General features: G+C 38.1%; 22 protein-coding genes and 4 tRNA genes. 15 read left to right on the top strand and 11 right to left on the bottom strand.

Going from position 1 to position 24,669, the window contains the following annotated elements:
* Positions 1-3: 3 nt before the first annotated feature.
* The 5 genes from JO178_RS09435 (at position 4) to JO178_RS09455 (ending at position 8,620) form a co-directional block, all read left to right on the top strand.
* On the top strand, positions 4-162 hold the full coding sequence (locus tag JO178_RS09435) for a T9SS type A sorting domain-containing protein (protein WP_291934743.1): 159 nt from the start codon (positions 4-6) through the stop codon (positions 160-162).
* 6 nt (positions 163-168) lie between these two features.
* Complete coding sequence (locus tag JO178_RS09440; protein ID WP_291934692.1) at positions 169-3,030, top strand: hypothetical protein; 2,862 nt, start codon at positions 169-171, stop codon at positions 3,028-3,030.
* Positions 3,031-3,034: 4 nt separating this feature from the next.
* On the top strand, positions 3,035-6,730 hold the full coding sequence (locus JO178_RS09445; protein ID WP_291934696.1) for a DUF6443 domain-containing protein: 3,696 nt from the start codon (positions 3,035-3,037) through the stop codon (positions 6,728-6,730).
* Positions 6,731-6,735: 5 nt separating this feature from the next.
* Complete coding sequence (locus JO178_RS09450; protein ID WP_291934699.1) at positions 6,736-7,167, top strand: hypothetical protein; 432 nt, start codon at positions 6,736-6,738, stop codon at positions 7,165-7,167.
* Between the two features lie 820 nt (positions 7,168-7,987).
* A complete protein-coding gene (locus tag JO178_RS09455) occupies positions 7,988-8,620 on the top strand; it encodes an MgtC/SapB family protein (protein WP_291934701.1) in 633 nt (210 codons plus the stop codon).
* A gap of 340 nt (positions 8,621-8,960) precedes the next feature.
* On the opposite strand, the gene JO178_RS09460 is transcribed toward JO178_RS09455, so the two are convergent.
* From JO178_RS09460 to JO178_RS09495, 8 genes are all read right to left on the bottom strand, one after another.
* Positions 8,961-9,524 (bottom strand): isochorismatase family cysteine hydrolase, encoded by a 564-nt coding sequence (locus JO178_RS09460; protein ID WP_291934702.1) that lies wholly within the window; start codon positions 9,522-9,524, stop codon positions 8,961-8,963.
* Between the two features lie 6 nt (positions 9,525-9,530).
* A complete protein-coding gene (locus JO178_RS09465; RefSeq protein WP_291934705.1) occupies positions 9,531-10,811 on the bottom strand; it encodes an MFS transporter in 1,281 nt (426 codons plus the stop codon).
* 60 nt (positions 10,812-10,871) lie between these two features.
* A complete protein-coding gene (locus JO178_RS09470) occupies positions 10,872-11,471 on the bottom strand; it encodes a TetR/AcrR family transcriptional regulator (RefSeq protein ID WP_291934708.1) in 600 nt (199 codons plus the stop codon).
* Between the two features lie 85 nt (positions 11,472-11,556).
* Complete coding sequence (locus JO178_RS09475; RefSeq protein WP_291934711.1) at positions 11,557-12,066, bottom strand: SRPBCC domain-containing protein; 510 nt, start codon at positions 12,064-12,066, stop codon at positions 11,557-11,559.
* A 132-nt stretch (positions 12,067-12,198) separates the two neighbouring features.
* A tRNA-Arg gene (locus JO178_RS09480) sits at positions 12,199-12,272 on the bottom strand.
* Between the two features lie 17 nt (positions 12,273-12,289).
* Positions 12,290-12,364: transfer RNA gene (locus JO178_RS09485), tRNA-Pro, on the bottom strand.
* Between the two features lie 96 nt (positions 12,365-12,460).
* Positions 12,461-12,534, bottom strand: a tRNA-Arg gene (locus JO178_RS09490).
* 14 nt (positions 12,535-12,548) lie between these two features.
* A tRNA-Pro gene (locus tag JO178_RS09495) sits at positions 12,549-12,623 on the bottom strand.
* Between the two features lie 440 nt (positions 12,624-13,063).
* On the opposite strand from JO178_RS09495, the gene JO178_RS09500 reads away from it, so the two are divergent.
* Positions 13,064-13,585, top strand: coding sequence for a thermonuclease family protein (locus JO178_RS09500; protein WP_291934714.1), 522 nt, complete (start codon positions 13,064-13,066; stop codon positions 13,583-13,585).
* A gap of 359 nt (positions 13,586-13,944) precedes the next feature.
* Here JO178_RS09500 and JO178_RS09505 read toward each other — a convergent pair whose 3' ends face one another.
* Entirely contained in the window at positions 13,945-14,490 is a 546-nt protein-coding gene (locus JO178_RS09505) for a hypothetical protein (RefSeq protein ID WP_291934716.1), read from the bottom strand.
* A gap of 18 nt (positions 14,491-14,508) precedes the next feature.
* Positions 14,509-15,966: a DUF11 domain-containing protein gene (locus tag JO178_RS09510; RefSeq protein ID WP_291934719.1), complete on the bottom strand. Its 1,458-nt coding sequence runs from the start codon at positions 15,964-15,966 to the stop codon at positions 14,509-14,511.
* A 327-nt stretch (positions 15,967-16,293) separates the two neighbouring features.
* Between JO178_RS09510 and JO178_RS09515 the strand changes: the two genes are divergently transcribed.
* The 9 genes from JO178_RS09515 (at position 16,294) to JO178_RS09555 (ending at position 23,418) form a co-directional block, all read left to right on the top strand.
* Complete coding sequence (locus JO178_RS09515; RefSeq protein WP_291934721.1) at positions 16,294-17,046, top strand: hypothetical protein; 753 nt, start codon at positions 16,294-16,296, stop codon at positions 17,044-17,046.
* 10 nt (positions 17,047-17,056) lie between these two features.
* A complete protein-coding gene (locus JO178_RS09520) occupies positions 17,057-17,818 on the top strand; it encodes a hypothetical protein (RefSeq protein WP_291934724.1) in 762 nt (253 codons plus the stop codon).
* A gap of 3 nt (positions 17,819-17,821) precedes the next feature.
* On the top strand, positions 17,822-18,598 hold the full coding sequence (locus JO178_RS09525) for a hypothetical protein (protein ID WP_291934726.1): 777 nt from the start codon (positions 17,822-17,824) through the stop codon (positions 18,596-18,598).
* Positions 18,599-18,894: 296 nt separating this feature from the next.
* The gene (locus JO178_RS09530; RefSeq protein ID WP_291934729.1) at positions 18,895-19,740 is read left to right on the top strand and encodes a hypothetical protein; all 846 of its coding nucleotides are present in this window, start codon (positions 18,895-18,897) and stop codon (positions 19,738-19,740) included.
* A gap of 53 nt (positions 19,741-19,793) precedes the next feature.
* Positions 19,794-20,687, top strand: coding sequence for a helix-turn-helix transcriptional regulator (locus tag JO178_RS09535; RefSeq protein WP_291934730.1), 894 nt, complete (start codon positions 19,794-19,796; stop codon positions 20,685-20,687).
* A gap of 81 nt (positions 20,688-20,768) precedes the next feature.
* Complete coding sequence (locus JO178_RS09540) at positions 20,769-21,587, top strand: helix-turn-helix domain-containing protein (protein WP_291934732.1); 819 nt, start codon at positions 20,769-20,771, stop codon at positions 21,585-21,587.
* 62 nt (positions 21,588-21,649) lie between these two features.
* Entirely contained in the window at positions 21,650-22,492 is an 843-nt protein-coding gene (locus JO178_RS09545; RefSeq protein ID WP_291934735.1) for a helix-turn-helix domain-containing protein, read from the top strand.
* A 139-nt stretch (positions 22,493-22,631) separates the two neighbouring features.
* Positions 22,632-23,078: a transposase gene (locus JO178_RS09550; protein ID WP_291934737.1), complete on the top strand. Its 447-nt coding sequence runs from the start codon at positions 22,632-22,634 to the stop codon at positions 23,076-23,078.
* Positions 23,079-23,103: 25 nt separating this feature from the next.
* Complete coding sequence (locus JO178_RS09555) at positions 23,104-23,418, top strand: helix-turn-helix domain-containing protein (RefSeq protein ID WP_291934739.1); 315 nt, start codon at positions 23,104-23,106, stop codon at positions 23,416-23,418.
* Positions 23,419-23,529: 111 nt separating this feature from the next.
* Here the strand turns inward: JO178_RS09555 and JO178_RS09560 are convergent, their stop codons facing one another.
* Positions 23,530-24,354, bottom strand: a complete 825-nt coding sequence (locus JO178_RS09560; RefSeq protein ID WP_291934740.1) for a 5'-nucleotidase, lipoprotein e(P4) family — start codon at positions 24,352-24,354, stop codon at positions 23,530-23,532.
* Positions 24,355-24,669 lie beyond the last annotated feature (315 nt).

Consider the following 24,669-nt stretch of genomic DNA (forward strand, 5'->3'; position numbering starts at 1 on the left):
GAAATCCTTGTCTACGATATGAGCGGAAGGCAGGTTCAGCAACTGAAGACCAAAAACACCGTAACCAAACTTAATACCCAGCCTTTGATTCAGGGAGCTTATCTGGTGACCATTAAAACGGATAACAACAAGACGGCAAATGCTAAATTAATCAAGAAATAAACATCAATGAAGAATAAATACATAAGCATATCCATCCTGAAATTTTTGCTTTTCTTAGGAGTACAGGATGTATATGCACAAAATACAATTGGTCAGCCGGCAAAAGTTTCCATCACATCACCATCAAATGCTTCATTATCCAGTTACTCGGATGTTCCGGTTAATGAGTCTACAGGAATACCTAATATAGATATTCCTCTTCTGAGTGTTCCGATGTCTGATCATACCATTAATCTGCCTATTGGTCTAAGTTATAACCTTAAAAATTTCGATAACCCGGACCGGATCAGCGATGTGGGTTTTGGCTGGTCATTTTTAGGAACCAGTGCTATTTATAAAAAAATAGTATCTGTTCTGGATGAATGCTATGATTCCCAATCTCAGTCTCCCAACCCTTATGTAGCATCGGATGATATTTATTATTATAATTTACCAGGTCTGTCGGGAAGGTTTATGTTTAAAAGGGAGCCTAATACCAATACGGTAAACCTGGTCAACCTCAGTCCCAATAATGTTAAAATAGAATATGTACGCGAAAGTAATACAGGGCTGATATTCAGAGCGGATCAGTTTACCATAACCACTGATGATGGTTATAAATATTATTTTTTACAGGAAGATCTTAATCAGTATTTTGAATGCAGTTCCGTAACGATTCCGGTCTTTAAGTCGGCTTATTATCTGACAAAGATTGTTAATCCTTTGGGAGCAGAAATTGCTACATTAGATTATTCCAAAAGAACCAAAAACTCATCTAACGGAACATTGATCTATCAAAATTCCAAAATAAAATCGATCAAAACTCCCAAAGGAGAAGTTACATTTGATTTTGCATATGATGAAAATCTGGAAAAAACCGTGAATGATCCTTATACTTTAAATAAGGTCACCCTTAAAAATCCTGCAGGTGAAGTATTATACAGCTATTCGATTAACAGCGGTATTACTTCCCGTCCTTATGATCCTGTTTTAAAAAGAAAAAGGATCTTAAATTCTGTTATAAAAAATGATAAGAATAATAACAAAATTGAGCAGACCTCATTCACTTATAAAAATACAATAGGGGAATTAGACCATGAACTGGACGGGCCTTTGGAAAATGTAAATATTCCGACAGGAGGAAAAATCCAGTATAATTATGAGGGGAACGAAAAATTCTTTGACTACAATGATCCGGGGTATTTGAATTATCAGGATATCTATGGTTTTGATCCTGTTATCCAGGTTAAAGAAACAATATATACCTCTCCGATGAATACACAAACTACAACAGTTTACAACTTCACAATACCGGGGGATGTTAGTGTTGCTAAAAACCATGAAATACGGATTGACATCGATGATTATGATTTTCCAATTCCTGAACCCCTTAACCCTGATGATCCGTTTTTCCCCAATAACCCTAATCCAAAAAATCCGAGTTTAAAGTTTGTGCTTAAGAAAGGAACTCAGCAGGTCCTAAACAAATCTTTTACGAATATTGCCCATGATACTTTCCAGTTTTTTAACAGCCCGGGAAATTATACGCTTGAAGTAACCTCAATAGATCAGGCGAAAGGCATCGGAAGTTTCTCAATCATAGGAAGAAAATTTTTACCGGGGCCTTTCAGAAATTCACGTCCGGCAGAAGGCCGCAGAATTAGTAATATCAAATATTATAAAAATACTACTGCTGCGAGTCCTGAAAGAACTATCAATTATGCCTATGATTCTTTCACCCAGAACAACAGTTCCAGCGGGTATGAGTTTAATAATGAAAAAGACGGTGCTGATGATCGTACTCAGTCCTATGTTCTTTATAAGAATGTAAAGGTTTGGGAAAGTGGGAAAGGGTTTACAAAAAAGACATTTAAAAATCCGGATGATTATCCCAAGTTTCAAAACGGAGGAACACAGCTTGAACCTACCTATTTCTGGCCCTATTATAATGTAACAAAAACGGGACTGCCTTTTAAAGAAGAGATTTATAATGAGCAGAACAATCTGATTGTTTCGAGAGAAATGGCTTATGATTTCGGTTATTATTCAGATACGGAATATGATTTAGGAATTGATGTATCCCGTCACACAGGTAAGCCCTCTTATATTACGACAACCCGTCAAAAGGAAAAATTACTTTATTCCGGAGGAAAGGTACTGGAAAATGAATCGGAAACCAGAATCAATGCCCTGAATTTTAAACCTGCTTATACGAAATCTGTTATAGACGGAGATCTAAAAGAAAAGTGGATTACCTATCCCATTAATCTTTCAGGCTATTCTCATCTTGAAAATGCCTATATGACAGGAATGCCCGTAATTACTGAAGAAAAAGCGAATGGTAAACTTCTGGCAAAATCATTAACACTGTTTAATAACGGATCTTTATTACCGACTTCTGTATTAGGAACTAATATAGCAACCGGAGGCACTAAAGAAAGTCTGAAAATGGATGTTTATGACAACAAAGGAAATCTGCTTCAGATTTCAAATTCGGTAGGAACTGCTACCGCAATGATTTATGGGTATAATCAGACCCTGCTGATTGCAAAAGTAGAGGGCGCAACTTATAACCAGGTAGTTTCTCAGGCAACCGATATTATTAATGCTTCCAATAATGATAATCTAAACAGTGCCAGTGAACCGGCGTTGATAACGGCATTGGATAACTTCAGAAAAAATCCAGCCTTAGCAAATTATCAGATCACCACTTATACCTATGATCCTCTTGTAGGAGTTACCAGTACGACCCAGCCGTCCGGCTTAAGAGAAGTATATGAATACGACAATGCAGGAAGACTAAAAACCGTAAAAAGAATGGAAAAAGATACCAACGGAGCTGCCGTCCTTAAAACGGTACAACAATATCAATATAACTATAAACAATAATCTGATGATGAAAAAGATTTTAAGTATTTCAGGTTTGTTGTTTGTAGCCCTTTATTTTGGACAGACCAACCTGACTTCTACAGAAAATTATGTGTATACCAAAACCTGTCTCAATGAAGATTGTACCAAGGTTTCAGAAAATGTACAGTATTTAGACGGCTGGGGAAAGCCGGTGCAGACTATTCATATAAAAGCTACCCCGCAAGGTAAAGATATTGTTCTCCCTATTGAATATGATCAGTTTGGAAGACAGGTGAAAAATTACCTTCCCATACCACAGAATACCAGCCAAAACGGAGCTATTTTTACCGCTCCGCTTACCAGTGCGGGCAATGTGTACGGTTCAGAAAAAATATATGCTGAAGCCATATTGGAAAACTCTCCTATAAGCAGAGCCTTACAGCAGATACCGGTTGGAAATGACTGGGCTAATAAACCTGTCAATTTAAACTACGATGCCAATACTGATGGTGAAGTAACTCAATATACGGTTTCTACCAGCTGGTTTGAGGAAAGAACTCAGTATATCCTCACCAATTCAGGCAGCTACGGAATAAGTACACTGGCAAAAAACACAGTGACGGATGAAGATGGAAATGTCAGTATAGAATTCAAAAATAAAAAAGGACAGACGGTTCTTGCCAGAAGAAAAGACGGTGACCAGAATGTGGATACCTATTATGTGTATAATGAATTTGGGCAACTGGCCTATGTCATTCCTCCTTTGGCTTCAAAATCAGGGGCTGTAGACCAGGCTACACTGGATAACCTCTGTTATCAGTATTATTATGACGGCTGGAACAGATTGGTGGAAAAGAAAATTCCCGGGAAAGGCTGGGAATATATGGTATATGACAAACAGAATAGGCTGGTTGCCACTCAGGATGCGGAATTAAGGAAAAATAATTACTGGCTTTATACCAAATATGATGTATGGGGAAGAGTTGCTCTTACGGGCATGAGTACAGGATATGGAAATTCACGCATTTCCGAGCAGAATCTTGCAGATGCTTTAGGACAGAATAACGTCGGAAGAACAACTCAGGTATCCTACAACAGACAGGGAATAGATGTCTATTATGATAATTTTAATGGGTCTTATCCGGATTCATCAAGATGGATCACCTTATTATCTGTAAATTACTATGACTCATATCCCGGATATCCTTTCAATCCCCCTTTTCCAGCAAGTATTCAGGGAAAAACAGTGCTGACAGAAACTCCGGGGACTGACGGGAAAAGCACAAAAGGACTGCCCGTCCTGAGTCTGATAAAGAATATTGAAGATGATAACTGGACTAAAAACTATGTCTATTATGATGACCAGGGAAGGGCGATTGGCCATTATTCGATTAATCATTTAGGCGGATATACCAAAACAGAATCAAAACTTGATTTTGCAGGCCTTACACAAACCTCCGTTGTAAGACATAAAAGAGTAGATACTGATCCCGAGAGACTAATCACTCAGAATTTTGAGTTTGACGGGCAAAACAGATTGTTAGTTCATAAGCATCAGATAGACAGCAAACCGGTTGAGATTCTGGCTCAGAATAAGTATAACGAACTTTCCCAGCTGGAATCTAAAAAAATAGGCGGAACCCATATTGCAGCGCCGCTTCAGACCATAGAATATCAGTATAATATCCAGGGAAGCCTTACTAAAGTCAATAATCCGGCTGATCTAAACGGAAAGCTGTTTGGCTACGAACTGAAATACCAGAATCCTGTATACAGCAATATTTCCCCGGGAAAATACAGCGGAAATATTATGGAAATGGACTGGAAAGATGCTTCCGAAAACGTCCTGAAAAGATATACGTATTCTTATGACGGCCTTAACAGGTTGAAAGATGCCGTTTATACGGAACCCAACGCCACCAATCCGTATAACAACAACTATAATGAGTCTCTTATCTATGACTCCAACGGAAATATCAAATCTCTGAAAAGAAACGCTTTTCCGGTTATGGGTACTACTTCCACTCTTGTGGATGATCTGGACTACAGGTATACCGGTAACCTTCTGACTCAGGTTATCGAAAATTCCCTGAATGATACCGGATATGAAGGCGGAAATAATAAGATTGATTATGACCTGAACGGGAACATGATCAATATGAAGGATAAAGGTATTTATAATATCATCTATAACTTCCTCAATTTACCGGATTCATATTCCATTACCCAGAAAGATCCGCTGGGAGCCACCAAAACATTTGGGCTGGAATACCTGTACAGTGCAAACGGTACTAAACTCCGAAAAATATATACCAGCAGTGCCGGCGGAAGAGGACAGGCAACTACAAGAAATACTACAGATTATCTAGACGGCTTTCAATACAGTATTTCTGAGATTATTCAGGCCTGCGACTGGTGCAGGACAAGTGTGGCATTTGAACAGGAAGCCTATAAAAATGCAGGAATAGGAATAGGTATCGGTGGACCAGAGACTGTTACACCGGAATGGGTGCTCAATTTTGTGCCTACCGCAGAAGGGTTTTACAATTTCACGGAAAACCGTTATATTTACCAGTATAAAGACCACTTAGGAAATGCAAGAGTGAGCTTTACCCAAAACAGCGCAGGCGCTCTTGAAATTACCGATACCAATAGTTACTATCCTTTGGGTCTCAATCATATAGGTGGAAACAAAGGCGTTCTGGGCAGCTATCAGAATTATAAGTATAACGGGAAAGAACTTCAGGAAACCGGAATGTTTGATTACGGATGGAGACATTATATGCCCGATTTGGGAAGATGGACGGGAATGGATCAGCTTTCTGAAAAATATTATCCCACTTCTCCATTTGCTTATGCGGATAATAACCCTATAATGATAATTGACCCGGATGGCAGATTAAATATGCATCTGATCAATGGTTTTTTAAGTAATTCACAGAGTGATGTCACATGGTATAATACAGGAGGAGGATTTTCAAGTACAGCTGGTGCCTCTGTAGATTATGATGGAAATACCATTAATTGGAGTCATGGATATACAACTTCAATACTGGCAAATGTTGGGGTTAATCTGGAATATGTTAATATTCCATCTATTGAATTAAAAGGTAGTAGTTTTTTCTGGGCACTCAAGATTCAGCAACATGTAAATTCTTACATGGAAAGATGGAATGCAAAAAGCGATTTTGAATGGGATAGAATGAAAATTGTTGCTAGGCTTAATGACCATGGTGTAAACTATGTAGGTGGTGCCGGAGATCCAATAGGAATATTTGATGTTGTTGGTCAGGTAATGAGCACATGGAAGCCGGAAAACAGGTATCTTGCTATGGCTGCCGGAATTATTGGAGCTGTGGCTTTGAAGAAGCCGGGACTAGCTGGTGCGGAAAGTAAAGCAGTCGTTAACCTTACTGAAGAAACATTTTCACAAGCATTAATGAAAGGTGCCGAAAATGTAGGAGGATATTCTATTTATGGGACAAAAGGATTGGTCGGAAATACTTTTAATCGAAATATTTTCTTGTTAGAAGCATCTGGAAGTAAGAGTTTATCTGGATTGAGGTCTTTAGTTGGAAACATGGAAAAAGAAGCTTTGGGAACAGGTGCTAATAAAATTTCAATTTATGGTTCTTCAGTAATAAATAAAGGATTTCTTAACCCCAATATAGCTGCACGTTTTGGTTATACTTTTGAGCAATTAGGAAATGGAGTAGTTTTACAAAAAACTTTAAAATAAATAACATGAATAATAAATCATCTATATATATATCAACCTTTAAGAGAAAAGGAGGAGAAGGTTTAAAAACAAAAATTATTACCGATACTAACAGGAAACAATATGAAAGTTTATTTGTTGAATTAGGTGATAATGAAAATCCATTAATTGTTTATTTTGAAAATATTCAGAATTGGGTTTTGTTTACAGATTTAAGAATTTTATTTTCTAATGAAGGAGTTGATGCATTTTTTAATATTTCAGATATTATTGAAGTTACACCAGCTATAGAAGAAGAATTTAAAAATAAAGTAATGAATAAAGAAGAATTTACTCGATTAAAAGTAAAAACTAGAAATAGTGATTATTTTATCTGCAAATTAGAACCAGGATTACCTTATCAAGGATTTTATCAAATGTTGCATTTCATAAAGACAAAAAACACTGATCCTAACTAAATAATCACTAATGTTTCAAATGTGTTGATAATAAATATGGTGTTAATTTTCAACGTCATATTTTAAAAATTAAATGAAAGTTGAAATCAATTGATATTCGAACAATTTTCGTAAAAATGAAGCTAAAGATCCTGTATGGAAAGAAATACTTCCTATGTGTATCAATTTTTCAAAAGAAGAGAAGGAGGTATTTCTCAAATTTTTGAAAATTGTAGAAATAAATACATTGTGACAGGTTTTAGGAATATTGGATGGGTCTACTTATGCTGATGGGATAGAAGACAATTTTATATTAACAACAGAAGGGAGCGATGAAAAAATTGACGAGGACTTACAGGATCTCTTTTTAGTATTAATTGAAGAAAAATCCAGACTGATATATGGAAAGAATATAAAAAAGAGTTTGATCTTCTGTCTAAAGAAAAAAATAAAAAAATGGTACCATCATCTGGAGCATTATTATCTTAATAATTATTAATACAATATTTTCATATTATTTATTATTTGAACGAGCAAAAAAAGATAAAATAGTTCCCTATGCACCGGAAATTGTTGCCAAAGAAAGAAGAGAAGATTCTTTGCAAAAAGCTCAACAAATTGAAAAACTTAAGAAAATATATGGTGAAGATAAAAAATAAGCTAGAACACTGATAAATCAATCTTCATAGGACAAAGTCTCAGACTTTGAATTGAAATAAAACCACTGCATTTGCAGTGGTTTTTTAGCTGAAAAAACTGCTATATTTACCGATAATTATGATAGTTGGGCCTCAATTAAGGTAGGAAATTGTTGACCTGACAAAAACTAAAAATCAGAACAATGGAATTAATTGATGACATACTGCCTATCCTGTTTTCCATCTTTGTGGGTGGAATTATAGGTATTGAAAGAGAATATCAGCTGAAATCTGCGGGATTGCGTACCATGATTCTGGTCACACTGGGAGCCTGTATTTTTACCATGCTTTCCATTAATTTAGGTGCCTCCGGAAGTCCGGACCGTATTGCTGCCAATATTATTACCGGAATCGGGTTTGTAGGGGCGGGTGTTATTTTTAAGGAAGAAAACAGGGTTTCGGGACTTACAACAGCTGTTACCATCTGGATCTGTGCTTCGTTGGGAATGACGATCGGAGCTGGATATTACCAGGAAGCCATTATTGGTTCCATAGCCGTGTTTATATTGCTCATTATGTTTAAGTACGTACAGGATATTATCGACAGGATCAGTACCCGGTATACTTACCAGATCAGCCTTCCGTATCAGGAGGGTATTGCAGAAAAATATGAAAACCTTTTCAGAGCACATCACCTTAAATCAATGCGGGGAAAACAAACCAGAAGCGGAGATCAGTACACCATTATCTGGCGCGTACAGGGAGCTGCAAAAAACCACGACATCTGTACAAAAATATTACTCAGTGATACCGCAATAGATGAGGTGAAATTCTAAAACCGGTCTCTGATCTGGAAAATAAAATCCTATACAAACCGTAAAGGATTTTTTATTGAATCAACACAAAAAAATAGGATTGGAGGGGGCCAATCCTATTAACATGATTAAGTGTATGGTTGAGTCATGACTGACTACAAGGAATTTAAAAGTGCACAAAAAAGTTTGTATTAACCTCCAATCATGTTTCCTTACATTAAAATTAAACTAACTTTGATAAAGGTTTCCCCTTGTGTTTCCTCTGTAAATCTAGTGAGAAGGAATCTGGTGTGAAGTGAAAATTCAACTGATTCGGAAAAATTGCCCGATGAAACGACTTTTTTATGCAGTGAAATGAATTTTAATTCGAAGATGCAGCCCAGTCACTTATTTTGATCACATCTGCCTGTCTCGGGAAAACTTTGCTCATCAGCAGATGATGTACCTCTTCATCTCCGTCTTTACAACAGTCTTCAATGACCGTCAGCTGATAATCTTTATCCGAAGCTTCTCTTATTGTAGATAAAACAACGCCGCTGGTAGCCACACCTGTCAATACCAGATGACGGATGTCCAGCCCCCGAAGTACCACTTCAAGATCACTCCCCGTAAAAGCGCTGATTCTTTTTTTAGTAATCACAATATCCTGCTCTTCCGGAGAAAGATCCGGGTGAATGCGTACCCATTCTTTCATATCAGCATTTGCCATATGCTGTTTTACCGCTGAAAATATCTTATTATGAGCGCTGATCTCAGGCATACCCTGTCTGAAACCTACCGTCACATAGATGACCGGGATTTGAAGCTTTCGGGCCGTTTTTATTGCCTCTCCGGTATTGGAAATCAATTGTGCAGGATCAGGTAATGTACTTAAAATTGATGACTGCATATCCATCACCAATAATGCTGTTTTTGTTTTTTCCATTGTTACTTATATTTTATTGATAAACTGTTCTTCAGATTCTTCCAGTAACTGTTCGTTAACAGGATTTGTTTTTCTTTTTTTAAATAATAAATTTCTAAACACGATTGCAATTAAAATTCCTGAGATTCCTTCCAGTAATAAGGTCATAGGAGCACCTATTTTTTCTGAAATAAACCCTATAAATACACTACCCAAAGGAAGCATTCCGAAGATGGCGGTAAGAAGAATGCTTATCGCTCTCGAGCGCATTTCAGGAATGACTTCAGACTGCACAATAATATTACAGGTCGTAAACTGAGCAACGCCGCCCAATCCTGTAAGAGCAGCAAAGAACATCGACCAGTAGAAATGAGTAGTGTATGAAAAACAGATCAGTCCGATACTTAAAATGACGGTACTCAGAATCAGGATATTTCTCATGGAAGCCCCCTTTTTTAAAGACGCTAAAATCACTGTTCCCAAAACAGCTCCGATTCCGATGAAACTTGAAATATAACCGAAAGTTTTAGCATCTCCTCTGAATATTTCTTTTGCATACACGGGAATCAGCGTGTCATAGGGCAAAATCAGAAATCCGGTAATGCTCAGCATCACAATCACCAGACTAATGGAGGGTTCCTTTTTCAGGTACCGGAATCCTTCTGCCAGTTCTGTAAAAGTCCCTTTTTTACTTGGCTTCTTTTCAGCTATTTTGATTTTCATCATAGAGATGGAAAGCATCACCGCAGCAAAACTGGCGGCATTGATCAGGAAACAGGTGCCTGCTCCGAACTTTTGAAGAATAATCCCGGAAAGGGCAGGGCCTACTAACTTTGCAATACTGGCCATGGCAGCCGTTAAAGAAAGAGCACTTGGCAAATCTTCATCATTAGTCACTACTTCATTGATCATGGATTGCCGTGCCGGAACATCATAGGCATTAATGATTCCAAGAAAGACACTTAAAAGTAAAAAACTCCATATATTCTGATGTCCGGTCATTACTAAAAAAGCAAGCAGAGAGGCCTGGATTAAGGATAGGATCTGGGTGATCTGTATGATTTTATACCGGTTGTACCGGTCTGCGGCAACCCCTCCGAGCGCAGAGAACAAAAAGGAAGGGAATTGTTCTGCAAAGATTGTCAATCCCAGCATAAAAGCAGACTGAGTCATACTGTATATTACCCATACCACCGCTGTCCGCTGCATCCATGTTCCCAGTTGAGAGACAGAACGGCCGAAAAAATACAGCGTATAATTGGTGCTCTTAAACGCCTGGAATGTGCTGATGTTACTTAATTTGTTCATAATTGAAAAATAAACTTTTTGACAAAAAATGTAAAAATGTCAAAATTGGGATAAAAAATTTTAACTGATATGTTGTACCACCATAGATGTCAGTGTTTTCACTGTACCGGCTAAATCGTCGAAATTGTTCTTCAACACCATTTCACGCCTTATCCCTCGGATACTGCTTAATAAAATAAAAATAACCGTTTCCTGTTCTTTAATGGAAACCTTAGGAATTTCATTTTTGTGAATACTTGTTGAAAATACTTTGAGCAGAAGATTTTTTTCTGCCTCCATCATCCTGTTGTGTGCATCGGTAATGTGCTTGGATTTTTCTTCAGCATCCATACCGGCTTCAATAGCTCTGAAAAATGAAGCTCTTTCCTGAGAAGTTTTTACTTTAACCATACAGAACTCATGAATCTTTTCTTCAAAAGATTTTCTGGCATTCATACGATCGTCAATCTCAGTAATGACTTCCTTAATTAAATTATCAAGCACTGCCTGAAAAACCTCTTCACGATTTTTGTAATAGTAATAAATTGAGGTTCTGCTTTTTCCAACTGCCTTAGAAATATCATCCATGGTGACTTTCTTTAAACCATATTTCAGATACAGCCCCGAAGCGGTCTCTAAGATTTGCTGTGAAAGTTGGTCCTGTTCCGGATTGGATGACATGAGTTGAAATTTGATGACAAAAATAAATAATTTTTGACAAAAAAACAAATTTTGTCAATATGTTAAATTTTGATAACTAATAATTTTAAATTACCGGGTTCTTTTTTGAGAGTTGTTCCAATGCTACCGGAAGTTTCTTTTTCAGTTGTTTTTTCCAGCCCATTTGCATAATAAAGCTGATTATAACAAGTTTGAATCCTTTATATCCCGATTGTTCCATGAGTAAAAGAGTTCCGCCGCATGTCGGTTGTAATCTAAAACTCAGAATGGTATCCAGTTTGGTAAAAATGCCGTTGGTTATCTTATCTGCTGTTTCAGAATGTATACCGGCGCAGGCGAGTGCTTTTTCTCCTGTGGCTTCACCACGGTAAGTATAGGAAATGTATCTTTCCGGTTCTATAGCAATGATTTCACAATGGGTAATCCCGTCCCATCCTTTTTGGGGTTTCATATGAAAAGTAAAATAATGACCTTTTTCCGGTACCATATTGTTTTCCATAAACCAGGAACCGAGTATTTTAGAATCAGTAAGGGCAGTCCATACCATTTCCGGAGAATAGGGTAGCACTGTCTTTAGTTGTATGTTTCGTTGCATAGATGTTTTTACGGAGCTGGTTCGCAGATTATTCAAATATGAGCAATAATTTTGTTTCGGGCAATAGCTCATGGTTATATTCAGGACTTTGAAATCAAAAAAAGAACCCACAGTAGTCTGTGAGTTCTTTAGTGAGCGCGAAAGGATTCGAACCTTTGACCGTCTGCTTAGAAGGCAGATGCTCTATCCAGCTGAGCTACGCACCCTTAAAATGTTGAAAAAGTCGGGGCGGCAGGATTCGAACCTGCGACCTCCTGGTCCCAAACCAGGCGCGATGACCGGACTACGCTACGCCCCGATGAAGGTCATCATGTATAGCTTTATTTTGCAAAAGCAAAGTTACAAAGCTTTTTTTGAAATAAAAAAACTCACAAAAATTGTGAGACTTTCTTAGTGAGCGCGAAAGGATTCGAACCTTTGACCGTCTGCTTAGAAGGCAGATGCTCTATCCAGCTGAGCTACGCACCCTTGAATTTTAAAAGTCGGGGCGGCAGGATTCGAACCTGCGACCTCCTGGTCCCAAACCAGGCGCGATGACCGGACTACGCTACGCCCCGATAAAGAGTCATCATTAACGAATTTTACTTCGTTTTTGCGGTTGCAAAGGTACAATACTTTTTGAAATAAAAAAACAAAATGTAGGATAATTTTTAATTAATTTTTTGTGAAAACTACTTGGATAACTTTACCCGATTAATAACCACCCACTTATAGTAGATAAGGAATTGAAAAGATTTTTTTTAATTATTGAACTCTACTTTTTAAATCCTTTGTTTCAGGGATAATTTTAAATATTGAAATCAGGGTCTCTGCTATAAATGAGATGAATGTAACGCCTTATTAATTCCTGTTTTTTAAGGTTGTTAGTATGAAGAAATAATCCGGCGGCTGTGACCGGAAATAAGGTTGAAAATAAAATAATAAAAGAGATAGCATATTCCGCCTTTATTTTTGAGGGATATAAAGGATTTTATTCCATAACGCCTATCTTTACCCCATGAAACGATTGATATTGGCGTGTTTGCTTTCCCCGCTGTTGATGTTTTCCCAAACCAGTGGAAGGGTTATTAAAATTTCTGACGGAGATACCATTACCGTACTTCTTGAAGGTAACCAACAAAAAAAACTGAGACTTGCTGAGGTAGATTGCCCCGAGAAAGGACAACCGTTTGGAAAAAATGCCAAACAGTTTACTTCCGATCAGGTATTTGGCAAAACCATTACCTTTATTGAAACGGATACAGACCGCTACGGACGATCCATTGCCAAAGTATATTACGACCGGAATAAATACCTTTCCAGAGAGCTGATCAGGGCCGGATTAGGATGGTGGTATTTTACTTATTCAAAAGATACTTCTTTAGGTAAACTGCAGGAAAATGCCCAACGTGGAAAATTGGGTTTATGGCAGGATGTTCATGCTATGGCTCCCTGGGAATACCGGAAAATGAAACGGGAGCTTAGAAATAAAAAGAATGAAGTTGCCCAAAGTGAAAGGAAAATAAAAGGAGCCGCCTGATCATTTACTTCACACGATCGTAAATGTCGTAAAATATACCTGCATGATTTTATCAGAATACAATAAAAACCGGAGAACAGACAGTACTCCGGTATGATGATGAAATAAATGTGATTGAATCCGGGATTTTGTTGGAATGGATACTAAAATGTCCCCGGCTTTATGTAAAAATACAGCAATAAATGAGCTTCTATGCTATCCGTATTATTCCATAAGTTGCTGTTTTTATACAGTATTTTCTTACAGGTGACAAAAAATAACGGGGAAAAGATACCGGATCTTCTCCCCGCATTTTCAGTATTTGTGTTATCTGTGAATGAGGTAAGGTATAAAAGGATAAGCAGGCGTGGCTTTTATTTTTATTGGTCGGACATCCAGTAAGACCATTGATTTCCATTGAAAAACGCCAGTCTTTTGGCCCCGCTTTTAGTAATAAAAACCATCATTCCCGGAGAAGGGTCGGGAATCTCATCCGTACTGTTTGCTGTCGGAAGGAGCAAAGCTTTTGTCTGAGATTCCAAGACCAGTACTCCATTGGCCGAGGTAGTGCTGGAACCGATAATCACCTTTGCATTCGATTCTTCAGACACCTGAGCGTTTGTAGGCTGATCAGAAAGGACTGAGGTCAGGTCAGCATTCTGTCCACTCAGATCAATCCATGATCCGTTGTAATATTTTATTCTTGATAGGGCAGCGGAGGAAGCATCCAGAAGCAGGGTTCCCTCATCAGGGCCGGAAGGAAGACTACGCGTATAGGGAAGGATAATCCCCTTGTTCTGACCCTCGGGAAATTCGAGCAGAACAGACGTCTTATCAGCAGCCGATCCAATTGCATTTCCAATGATAACCTGTGAAAAGGCCATAGATGACCCTATAACAGATAAAGTGATAAATAGCTTTTTCATAATTCAGTAATATTTTGATTAAGGACAACTGGGGGTTGAAAAACAACTCCAGATCCCGTCTGCATACATGGTAAGACATTTGTCTGTAAGATCATATACCATCATTCCTTCAACAGGATGGGTAATATTTCCCAGGGAGGCTTTTGGAATACGGGTAATGACTAAACCTTTTGTGTTGGATTCCAGCACCAGATGTGCGGAGTTTCTGATTCCTGGCCATGTTGAAGCTCCCGCTCTTTGTAAGGTTGTGATTCCAAACTTAGAATTAATACCGGCGGAGGCGGTATTTTTATCTTCATAGCAGACCGTCTGAACATTTGGAGTGGAAGAAGAGGTGTTGTCCGAAGAATCAGGATCAGTGATATCACCGCTGATACCAGCTGTATTGGTATAGTTTCCGGAATAATTAACCTTTGCTGTTATTTCCAATACCGCGGATGCACCATCATTTAAATTCCCTATATTCCATATTCCGGATGAGCTGTTATAAGTACCTGTTGCCGTTGAAGCGCTGATAAAAGTATAACCACTTGGCAGCAGATCCGTAATCTTGACATTGGTATTGTTGGAAGCACCGTTATTTTTAGCGGTTAGGGTAAAAATGACATTAGTACCGCTTTTAGGATTCTGATTATTGACTGCTTTGGTTATGGTAAGGCGGCTTTCCAGAGTGGAAATTCCTATGGTGATTCCATCAGCACCTGTCCATGAAGATGCGTTACCATCTCCTCGGAGACTTATTCTTAACGTTAAGGTAGTGATTCCCTGACCATTGATCTGTAGAGACCCTGAAGCAGAATTAGTACCCGTTGCATTAGGATTGGTTGCCGAATTTTTAACGGAGGCAGACGTTACATTAAAATTGGCTCCGTTACCGGATAATCTTGAAAAGGAAACCGGAACATTTGAAGATATATAATCAAATCCTCCTGTAAATCCCAATGCTCCCTGAAATCCACCCATTCCGCCGATCTGAAGTACCGGATTGCTGACAGGACGGTTAAAACTGATAATGAGATCTGCCATCTGATAGGTCCCGTTGGTAGCATTTCCCGATAATGCCGCAGCATTGATGGTAAGGTTTACCCCTCTGTTATTGGTCACCTGAATTCCTGTTCCGGCGGTGGCACCTGCAGAAGTGAAATTATTATTGGCGGGAGCACCTGCAGAATTTAATAAAGGGTAGATAAGAGCACCTGCAGAGCCCGTCCAACCCAGTCTTACCCCATTGGAATAGGTCTGGTTGGTAAGGGTAAAGGTAGCACTCAACTGAGGCTGATACAATTCAAATGTCGTACCGGTAGGGTTGTCTGTGTTTTTTACAAAATTGATTGTAGCAGCCGTCACAGGACCGTTTCCGGTAGGATTCCCATCACCGGATACTGTTGCGAACTCCAGATTGGGTGCTGTTTGTCCGAATACCGGAAACAAAGAACCGATAATCAGAAAGAGAAGAGTGGGTAATGGTCTGTCCATAAGTTGAAATCATTAAGTAGAATATATATTGTTTGGTGTTTTTTAACGAGACAAAAGTAATAGAATGCTATACAGGTGAATGGTAGCAAATTATTCAATAGGTTACAGATTTTATCTATGGGTTTCAAGAGATTTTTAATCTTAATTTTTTGGTTATAATATCTGCAAACGATTGAATGATTTAGAGCAACTTGACCATAGAAATACTTAGTAATTTAGTTTCTGTTTACGAGGCATTTGTGAAGAAGATGTATCATATTCACAGCGCATTTTCCAGAAAAATGTCAACAGAATTTCATTTCAAATTATTCTTAAAAATTATGAGCTATGAAAAAAAGATTACCAGTCTGTTGTTGCCTGTTCCTGACAGGTATTGTTTGTGGACAGGTGGGTATCGGGACTACACAGCCTGATCCCTCTTCGGTTTTGGATATTGTTTCTGGCAACAAAGGATTAAGACTCCCTCTGGTCAGTTTATCTTCTACTGAAGATCTGACTACGGTTTCCGGTCCTGTAAAAGGATTTCTTGTGTATAACCAGACGGAAAACGGGAGTGGCTACACTGCAGTAGGCAAAGGAGTTTATTCTTTTGACGGAAACCGGTGGAATAAGCTCTATAGTCATCAGGCTGCTGAAGCTAAGATTTTAGAAATACCTTTTTTAGCTCCCATGTTTGTGGCAAGTAATATCATTTCCGGAACACCTCCTTCTCAAAATGCCGGTACCACTGTAGTGCTGACTTTCAACAGGCTGGATTATAATTTTCAGAATGGGGCTACGGGCACCTCTCCGGATTATAACGGATATACGATTCAGGAAGACGGAGTATATTCAATATCATTTGCTGCTGATATGAGGAATACCGCGGGAGACGCTAATGGAGAACAGATCATTTTTGTAAGAAAGAACGGGGCTAATATTTGTGCCTACGGCATGCAGCGAAAATTTCAATTCGGTGGAATTTCCAATGACTGTACATCCTCACTGGCTGCAGGCGATGTTATTTCTTTTACAGCCAGATCAACGGGAGCTGCCTATCAGATTTACAATACCAATGTTTCAATTTACCAATCCCACTAAAATATCAGCTATGAAAAAGAAAATAATAAATCTGGGATTTGTTTTGTTTATCACTCGGATTGCTGCGCAAATGGTCATCGGATCAGATCAGGTTTCTGAAGCTGCTATTCTGAAACTGGATATGGAAAATAAAGCCTTAAAGCTTCCGGTATTATCTATATCTTCTAAAGGAAATGATCAGACACCGGTTCTTCATCCGGCAAGAGGACTTTTGATGTACAATACAAATCAGACCATTTCAGAAAATCTTGATAATGAAGTTTCATACTGGGGAGCTGCCGGTCAGTACTACTCCCTCACTACAGCACAGGGAATAGAAGATGTTATTAATGACAGTGATATTCCTTTAATGATTTTCAGCACTGCCGTTGGCCCTAAAAATAATATCGCCTGTGGTGCCGGAGCCTGTTCAGGATGGACGTGGACCCCCTTTAATCCTACCTCCGCTGAAATTCTTATCGATTCCTATACAGCCTGGAATATCGGAAATAATACCTATACCATCCCGGCTACCGATACCTATGTGATTGAATATAATACCAATATCTCCAACAGCTCAAACGGAGATGGTACTTCGTCACAAGCTATTTACAGAAACGGGGGAGCTATCAATAACGCAGCCGGAAGATATATTACTTCTACCAGCCGTGCCTATACCACGGTGATGATTGTTCAGGAATTTACAAAAGGGGATGTGCTGGATTTTAAGTACGTCTATACCCAAAACAATTATCAGTTGCAGACAGGGATGGTTAACATTTATAAATATTGAAAAATGAAAAATATACTTCTAAATAGCGCTTTTTTAATCCTGCCTGTTTTTGTAATAAGCCAGGTCGGTATAGGAACCACGACACCTGAAACGGGAAGCGTTCTTGATGTGGTGAGTGCTGATAAAGGAATACTGATTCCACGTCTTCAGTTAACGGGAATTAATGATATGGCTACGGTCCAGGTTACGGCAGAAGATGCAGGAATCGTGGTGTATAATCTTGAAAACGCAGGTCAGGCTCCTGCTGATGTCCATAAAGATACCTATTATGTATGGGACGGTTCAAATTGGGAAGACATCAGTACGCTGGATGATGCGCGAACAGTGATTCAGGAAAATAATGTCTCGACAACGCTTTTTGTAGGACGGCCTGCCGCTGTTGTGACAGCCAATGCTTCTGCGGCGTACACAGCTTGGACAACGGTTGATTTTGCCAATGAATCCCTTGATCGTCAGAATATACATAACTCAGGGATTTTCACAATTCCGGAAACGGGATTGTACGCTTTTTCAGGAGGAATTAATATGGGAAGATCCAATAATTCGGGAGCCAATAAGTATTTTGGAGGAAGAATTATCCATAATGGAACAGAGGTGGTAACTTCTATGTTCGGCACTTCAGCAGGCGGTGGCGGTGGTTTTATTCCTTTATACTGGAATGCATGGCTGAATGCAGGTGATGTCATACAGATACAATACAGGATGAGGGACTCTACCGCAACCGGAACTTTTACTTTAAATACAGACACTAATATAAGTGTTATTAAAAATTCAAATTGAAATTCCAAAACAGTTTTAGCAGCGGCTTGCATTATTTTTTTGGACAGATCGGAATCTTCAGACGGTCTGTCTTTTTTATGCAGAAAATAAAATTCTGCAGTCTGGATTTGTGCTTGGATAAAATTGATAAGTTTTTGTATAAAAACAACAAGTATTGTTATAATTTAAATAAATTAATAGATAAAATGTGTAATAAATAAAAAAAAAGCAGTTCTTAATTTTGCAGGGAGGGATTTACCACATATCCGATTTGACACCATGTCAGTTAAATACTTCAGTAGCCTAAATTAAATCTTATGCAAAATTTAAACACAAAACTATTAGTCGTACTGGTTTTTACCACTGTTTTTGCTTCCGTAAAAGCTCAGATTGGGATAAATACAGTTTCTCCCCATGCAACAATGGAAATTGTAGGTACACCAGATGATTCTCAGAAAACAGACGGTCTGATAGCTCCCAGGTTGACAGGAGATCAGCTTAAAGCTAAAGACCCTCTGTATAGTGTTCTTCAGGATGGAGTCATTGTCTATGTGACCACACCTCTTCAGGCTAATACGACCACTGCAAAGACGATAAATGTTCTGGAAAAAGGATATTACAGCTTTGATGCTGCCAGAGGAGCCAACGGAGAATGGGTAAGAATGTTTCACCGGTACTCCCAAGTTTTTGCGGGCGGAAGTACGGGAAGTGCCAATACGGGAAATGCTGTGGTACTCAGTTCTGCAAGCGCTTCCAACGGAACTGCAACGCTGATCAGCAGAACTTTTACTTTAAACCGTTCAGGACTTGTCACTTTTACCTTTTCAATTCCTATAACCAATGTGACACTTGCTGACGGAACAGCACTTAGTGGTGGAAACTCCAAGCTGCTCGCCGCCAATATGTTTATTACTGGGGGAAACCTAAATAACTATCTGGTGGTGAGATCCGGTATTTCAATTGCTAATGCCAATTCAGCGGCATATACGAATAGCGGATATCAGGTGAATGGAAGCCGGACTATCTTATTAGCACCGGGAACTTATACCGTTACTCTGAATCCCCTTGTCTTTGCTCAGGATGCCGCCGGGATAAGGGCGACTTTTGGAGATAACAGTTATGCCGATACTGTATTGGATATCATTAGTCTTCCGGCTCCTTAAATGTGCCCGCCGGACAGCATCCTTCTATTGTATAATCTTTTTATTGTGATTTCATGAAAGAAAAAACAACAGGTCAGTCTTTGAGGCTGGGAAGTTTTCAGTATGATTTTAATGCATATAAAGAAATTGTATATGATGAAGTGGGGGACTCCGAAAGGTATGCACAGGCGAAATCTTATGATTTTTTCATTATTCTTTTATTTGAAAAAGCTGTCGGAATGCATACGATAGAGGAAAAAGAATTTCCGGTGGCAGCGTTCCACATGCATCTTGTCTTTCCGGGGCAGGTTCATCAATGTGAATATGAAAGTGATCATAAGGTACATCAGTTTATTCTTTCCAGACCCATTTTAGAAATGTTTGGAAATTATATGATGTTTCCTTTTGCTTTTTATAAAAAGAACCCCAGTTTCAGTCTTTCTTCAGAGATATTTTATAAGCTGTTATATGAATTTCGGGGAATCTATACTGAACTTCAGCGCAATGAAAATATCTGGGAAATTGTATTGCCAAGAATGAGAATCATTACTTTAATGATCAGTAAGGAAGCATGCAGGCAGTTTTTTATTGATGATGAAAACCCTGCAACCAGAAAACTGGCCGATTTTTTTAAGCTGGTCATGCTGTATTTCAGAACTAAAAAAAATGTAAAGTTTTATGCTGACCGGATGCTGCTGAGCTCCAATTATCTGAATATTATCTGTAAAAAATATTTTGATAAAACGGCATCCTCAATCATCAATAATGAAGTGGTTCTTGAAATTAAAATGCTGCTGGTCAATTCCAATAAATCCATAAAGGAAATTGCCGTTGATCTAGGATTTAAAGATCTTTCCAGTTTTTCAGGCTTTTTTAGTAATCATACAGGAATGTCTCCCCGTGATTTTCTGGTGCGGTACAATAGAAGAAGAATCAGTCAAAAAGATCCTGAGTCGGCTTCACTTTGATAAGAAAGTATATGGGTAATGAATAGTTATACGTTACTGATATATGGAATGTTTTGTGGTTAATTTTTATGCTTTTTTAAAATGAAACAGTTATCAGCGGAATACAACGAATGGGATAAGATTATATATCTCAGAGGAACCCACAGGGACAGTTACAGAATACATACTGAAAAAGATTTCTTGTCTGTGTTTTTATTTGAAAAGGGAAAAGGAAAGCACCAGATAGCTCATGAAGAATATGGTGTTCATAAAAAGAAAGTTCATCTTGTATTTCCCGGCCAGCTGCAAAAGCTGCGACTTGAGGAGGATGCTCTTTTTCATCTCCTCATGATCCCTAAGGTCAGATATGCGGAAATGATAAGTGAGATTCATGTTCCGCTAACGGTCTGTCAGCAGTACCCTATAATATATCCTTCGGATGAAACGTTTAATTTACTGATAAAAGAAGGTGGAGATATCGCGTTCGAACTTATGGACCGGTCATGCGTCATGCATTATATTATTCAGGCTAAACTCAGAATTATTTTGCAAAGTATCAGCAGAACGATCCGCAGAACGTGCAGAGATGTACAGATCTATGAACAGCATCCTGTTCTGTTCATGTTTATTATTTTAATAAGAAAACACTTTAAGGAAGAAAGAACTGTAAGCTTCTATGCCGGAAATCTGGGAATTACAGCCAATTATTTAAATGTATTATGCAAAAAGCATCTGAAGAAAACGGCATCAGGAGTCATCGATATGGTTATTATTCCTATGATTAAACAGGAAATTATGACTTCGGATGATCTTTTGGTTAATATTGCTTACGACTATAGCTTTCAGAATTACGTTCATTTTTCAAAATACTTTAAAAAATATGTAGGATTGTCGCCGATGGCTTATAGAAAGCAGGCTTGATACCTGAAAGAAATAAAGTATAACATACAAATTGTTTTAACCCTTTACATAATTATTCTGAAGTGAGTATTGTATACCTGGAAAAAAACCTCGAATGGGAAGATCGGATTGCTGATAATATCGCTTATATTCCTCTTGCAGGGAAAAGCGTGGTCTCCAATTTCAGATCACCCGATTCTTATGTATTTATTTTTTTTGAGAAATGCCAGGGAATGCACTCCATTGATTTTGTAACATATAAAGAATCAGATCATCAGATTCATATTTCTTTTCCGGGTCAGATTCACTCTTGGAAAACAGAGTCTGCTACGGGACATAAACTGATTATTTCTAAAAAATTTGTGGAAATGAATTTGTTTGATACCCGGTTTTCATCCCAATATCTTAATCATCATCCGGTGGTCAGTCTTTCCGTAGATCAGTCTGAGAAACTCAGCAATGAATTTAATATCGTTAGCCGGGAAATCGGAGATGAAAAAATTCCCAGGAAAATTATAAGCCTTAGAATACAGTTGATCATTAATCTGATTAATCATATGATGGAAGAGAAGGGGAGATCAGAGCAGGCAAAAACGAAAATTCATCCTGTTGTTTCTCATTTTTACAGTTTGATTGAGGACTGTTTTCCTATTTCAAAATCGGTAAGTTTTTATGCAGAAAAACTGGCGGTAACACCTAATTATCTGAATGTTTTGGTGAAATCTGAAATCGGGCAGACTGCGAAAGACGTGATTGATGCAAGAGTTGTTCTTGAAGCTAAAAGAATGATGTTGGGGACAACCCGATCTATTAAACAGATTTCTTTTGATCTTGGCTTTGAGTCGATTTCTTTTTTTTCTGCTTATATCTTTAGAAAAACAGGGTTTTATCCCAGAAAATTTCGGGAAAAAGGAAACGAAAAATAAAATAATTATTTACCGCCGGTCAGAAGTTTCCTCAAAGGGAAAGTCCTTGCAAATAGCTGTTGCTGATATTGGGGCATCCGGAAAATATTTCAAAACCTTCTGTTGATCATTGTCAATACAATATTAGAATCTTTACATTATGAATTTTAAAGAAATCCATATCGGAAAATTAATAAAAGCCCGAGTGGCAGAAACAGGCATCAATGAAGATCGCATTGTCAATTTTTTTAAGCTACCATTGGTCGATATAGAGCAAATGTATAATAATCATACGATCTCTGTTGATATTTTATTGAGGTGGAGTAAAATTTTAGAATATGATTTTTTTAGACTGTATTCTCATCATCTTATTCTTTACGCTCCGCCTTCAAAGCGTACGAAATCTAAAGAGGTTGTCCGTCCGTCCCCTTTACCGGTTTTCAGGAAAAACATCTACAGTCAGGAGCTGATTGAGTTTATTTTGGAACAGATTGAAAATGGTGAAATGACCAGAGATCAGGTGGTCGGAGAATACAGGATTCCAAAATCTACGTTATGCAGATGGGAACTGAAATATTCAGGAAAGAAATTCCTGATAAAAACCTGATTTTTTTAATATATACGATCTGAAGATGAAAACTATACAAGAGCCGGACTACAAAAGAATTTATTCGGATATTATCAAAAAGAAACTCCCATACAAAGAGGAGAGCTGTCGTAAAATCTTAAATAAAAAGAAACTGGAAATACTGGATGTGATCACTCTGAATAAAATACTCTTCGGAACTCATGCCGGAAACCAGAAGTATAAAGCTTATGACGAAAAAGCAGTTAAAGAAATTCTTATGTACCAGAAAAAACATAAGCTGAACAACCTGCAGCTGGCAAAAGTATTTTCCCTTAGCCGGAATACCATTACCCGGTGGAAAAAAACGATTGCAGTATAATTTTTCAGCCACGTATACACTCATAAAAATGTGTGCATTCGTGGCTGAAATAAAATGCTCGTAAACTCTGATCTGATACCAAAGGGCATATGATATTGTTTTTATTCTCAGTTAAGGAGTGGCTTGTACAGCATTGTACATCATAGAGTCTTTCTTTTGATTGGTATAATCGTATTTGTAATTGTAAAATGAGGCTTCCCAGTCTCCATATCCGACATTCGGAAGGATGATGAATTTTTTTCCAAATTCCTTCGCCGTATTTTTCACCGCTGCAGAGCGCTCCGTTTCGGTTTTTTTATCAAATATCGCTGCAAAATCAGAAAGGTTATCACCCAATAATAATACGATATCATAATTTTTGGCGATATCATTTCGTCGGTTCTCCTTGCTGCTTTCTTTTGAACGAAGGATCAGATGGGTATCACTTTGAAGCGGGAAATTGTATTTTTTTAAGTTTTTCAAGGTGCCCGGACGTTCCTGTTCCGTACGGTTGGTGATATAAAAAACCTGAACACCTTTACTTGCAGCGTACTGATAAAATTCCTGTGAGCCGGTAAGTGGAGTGGCTATTCCTTTAGCAGTCCATTCCTCCCAGGTTTTCTGGTCATAAGTCTTATCCAGTTTAGCACGCTCTACGGCGTAATAAGAGTTATCTAAAAAAGTTTCATCAATATCTGAAACAATAGCTAAAGGTTTATCCGATTTTTTTTCCAGTGCTTCATCCAGGCGAAGCTTTGCAATATTATATGCCTGTAGACAAAGGGCTTCGTATTCTGCGGCCCGTTGCTGATAAAATGCTGCATATATTTTTCCGTCACGTCCAAGGTTTTGATAGGGCGTATTCTGAGCCGCAGTCTGTGATGTCGGCGTGGCTGTCTTGCATGATAAAGTCAAAGCAAATAAACAGCTTGCGATAAAGGGAGTAAACTTTTTCATTGAATTAGAATAGAGAAAACAAAATTATGACAATTTGATTTTTATGACAACTATTTTTCTTAGGGATTGACAGAAAAGATAATGCATCCGTTGGATGATATGACAAACAAAAAGACTCACAATAAAAATTGTGAGTCTTTTGTGAGCGCGAAAGGATTCGAACCTTTGACCGTCCCGATTAAAAATCGGGATGCTCTATCTTATTTGATGCGGTAATGAGCTTTTGGAGTTTAGATTTGCTTTTCCATGCTTTGATTTCTCTTTCTCTTTTGTATGCAAGAGCTTTAGAGTCGAAATTTTCAAAATAAACAATAA

Source organism: Chryseobacterium sp., from assembly GCF_019236175.1.
Classification (GTDB): Bacteria; Bacteroidota; Bacteroidia; order Flavobacteriales; family Weeksellaceae; genus Chryseobacterium.

Excerpts from the sequence above, each read along its gene's own strand:
- JO178_RS09510 (WP_291934719.1), bottom strand. The coding sequence starts at position 15,966 with ATGGACAGACCATTACCCACTCTTCTCTTTCTGATTATCGGTTCTTTG.
- JO178_RS09525 (WP_291934726.1), top strand. The coding sequence starts at position 17,822 with ATGAAAAATATACTTCTAAATAGCGCTTTTTTAATCCTGCCTGTTTTT.
- JO178_RS09530 (WP_291934729.1), top strand. The coding sequence starts at position 18,895 with ATGCAAAATTTAAACACAAAACTATTAGTCGTACTGGTTTTTACCACT.
- JO178_RS09550 (WP_291934737.1), top strand. The coding sequence starts at position 22,632 with ATGAATTTTAAAGAAATCCATATCGGAAAATTAATAAAAGCCCGAGTG.
- JO178_RS09445 (WP_291934696.1), top strand. The coding sequence starts at position 3,035 with ATGATGAAAAAGATTTTAAGTATTTCAGGTTTGTTGTTTGTAGCCCTT.
- JO178_RS09470 (WP_291934708.1), bottom strand. The coding sequence starts at position 11,471 with ATGTCATCCAATCCGGAACAGGACCAACTTTCACAGCAAATCTTAGAG.
- JO178_RS09540 (WP_291934732.1), top strand. The coding sequence starts at position 20,769 with ATGAAACAGTTATCAGCGGAATACAACGAATGGGATAAGATTATATAT.
- JO178_RS09515 (WP_291934721.1), top strand. The coding sequence starts at position 16,294 with ATGAAAAAAAGATTACCAGTCTGTTGTTGCCTGTTCCTGACAGGTATT.
- JO178_RS09460 (WP_291934702.1), bottom strand. The coding sequence starts at position 9,524 with ATGGAAAAAACAAAAACAGCATTATTGGTGATGGATATGCAGTCATCA.
- JO178_RS09455 (WP_291934701.1), top strand. The coding sequence starts at position 7,988 with ATGGAATTAATTGATGACATACTGCCTATCCTGTTTTCCATCTTTGTG.
- JO178_RS09505 (WP_291934716.1), bottom strand. The coding sequence starts at position 14,490 with ATGAAAAAGCTATTTATCACTTTATCTGTTATAGGGTCATCTATGGCC.
- JO178_RS09475 (WP_291934711.1), bottom strand. The coding sequence starts at position 12,066 with ATGCAACGAAACATACAACTAAAGACAGTGCTACCCTATTCTCCGGAA.
- JO178_RS09555 (WP_291934739.1), top strand. The coding sequence starts at position 23,104 with ATGAAAACTATACAAGAGCCGGACTACAAAAGAATTTATTCGGATATT.
- JO178_RS09440 (WP_291934692.1), top strand. The coding sequence starts at position 169 with ATGAAGAATAAATACATAAGCATATCCATCCTGAAATTTTTGCTTTTC.
- JO178_RS09450 (WP_291934699.1), top strand. The coding sequence starts at position 6,736 with ATGAATAATAAATCATCTATATATATATCAACCTTTAAGAGAAAAGGA.
- JO178_RS09500 (WP_291934714.1), top strand. The coding sequence starts at position 13,064 with ATGAAACGATTGATATTGGCGTGTTTGCTTTCCCCGCTGTTGATGTTT.
- JO178_RS09535 (WP_291934730.1), top strand. The coding sequence starts at position 19,794 with ATGAAAGAAAAAACAACAGGTCAGTCTTTGAGGCTGGGAAGTTTTCAG.
- JO178_RS09560 (WP_291934740.1), bottom strand. The coding sequence starts at position 24,354 with ATGAAAAAGTTTACTCCCTTTATCGCAAGCTGTTTATTTGCTTTGACT.
- JO178_RS09520 (WP_291934724.1), top strand. The coding sequence starts at position 17,057 with ATGAAAAAGAAAATAATAAATCTGGGATTTGTTTTGTTTATCACTCGG.
- JO178_RS09465 (WP_291934705.1), bottom strand. The coding sequence starts at position 10,811 with ATGAACAAATTAAGTAACATCAGCACATTCCAGGCGTTTAAGAGCACC.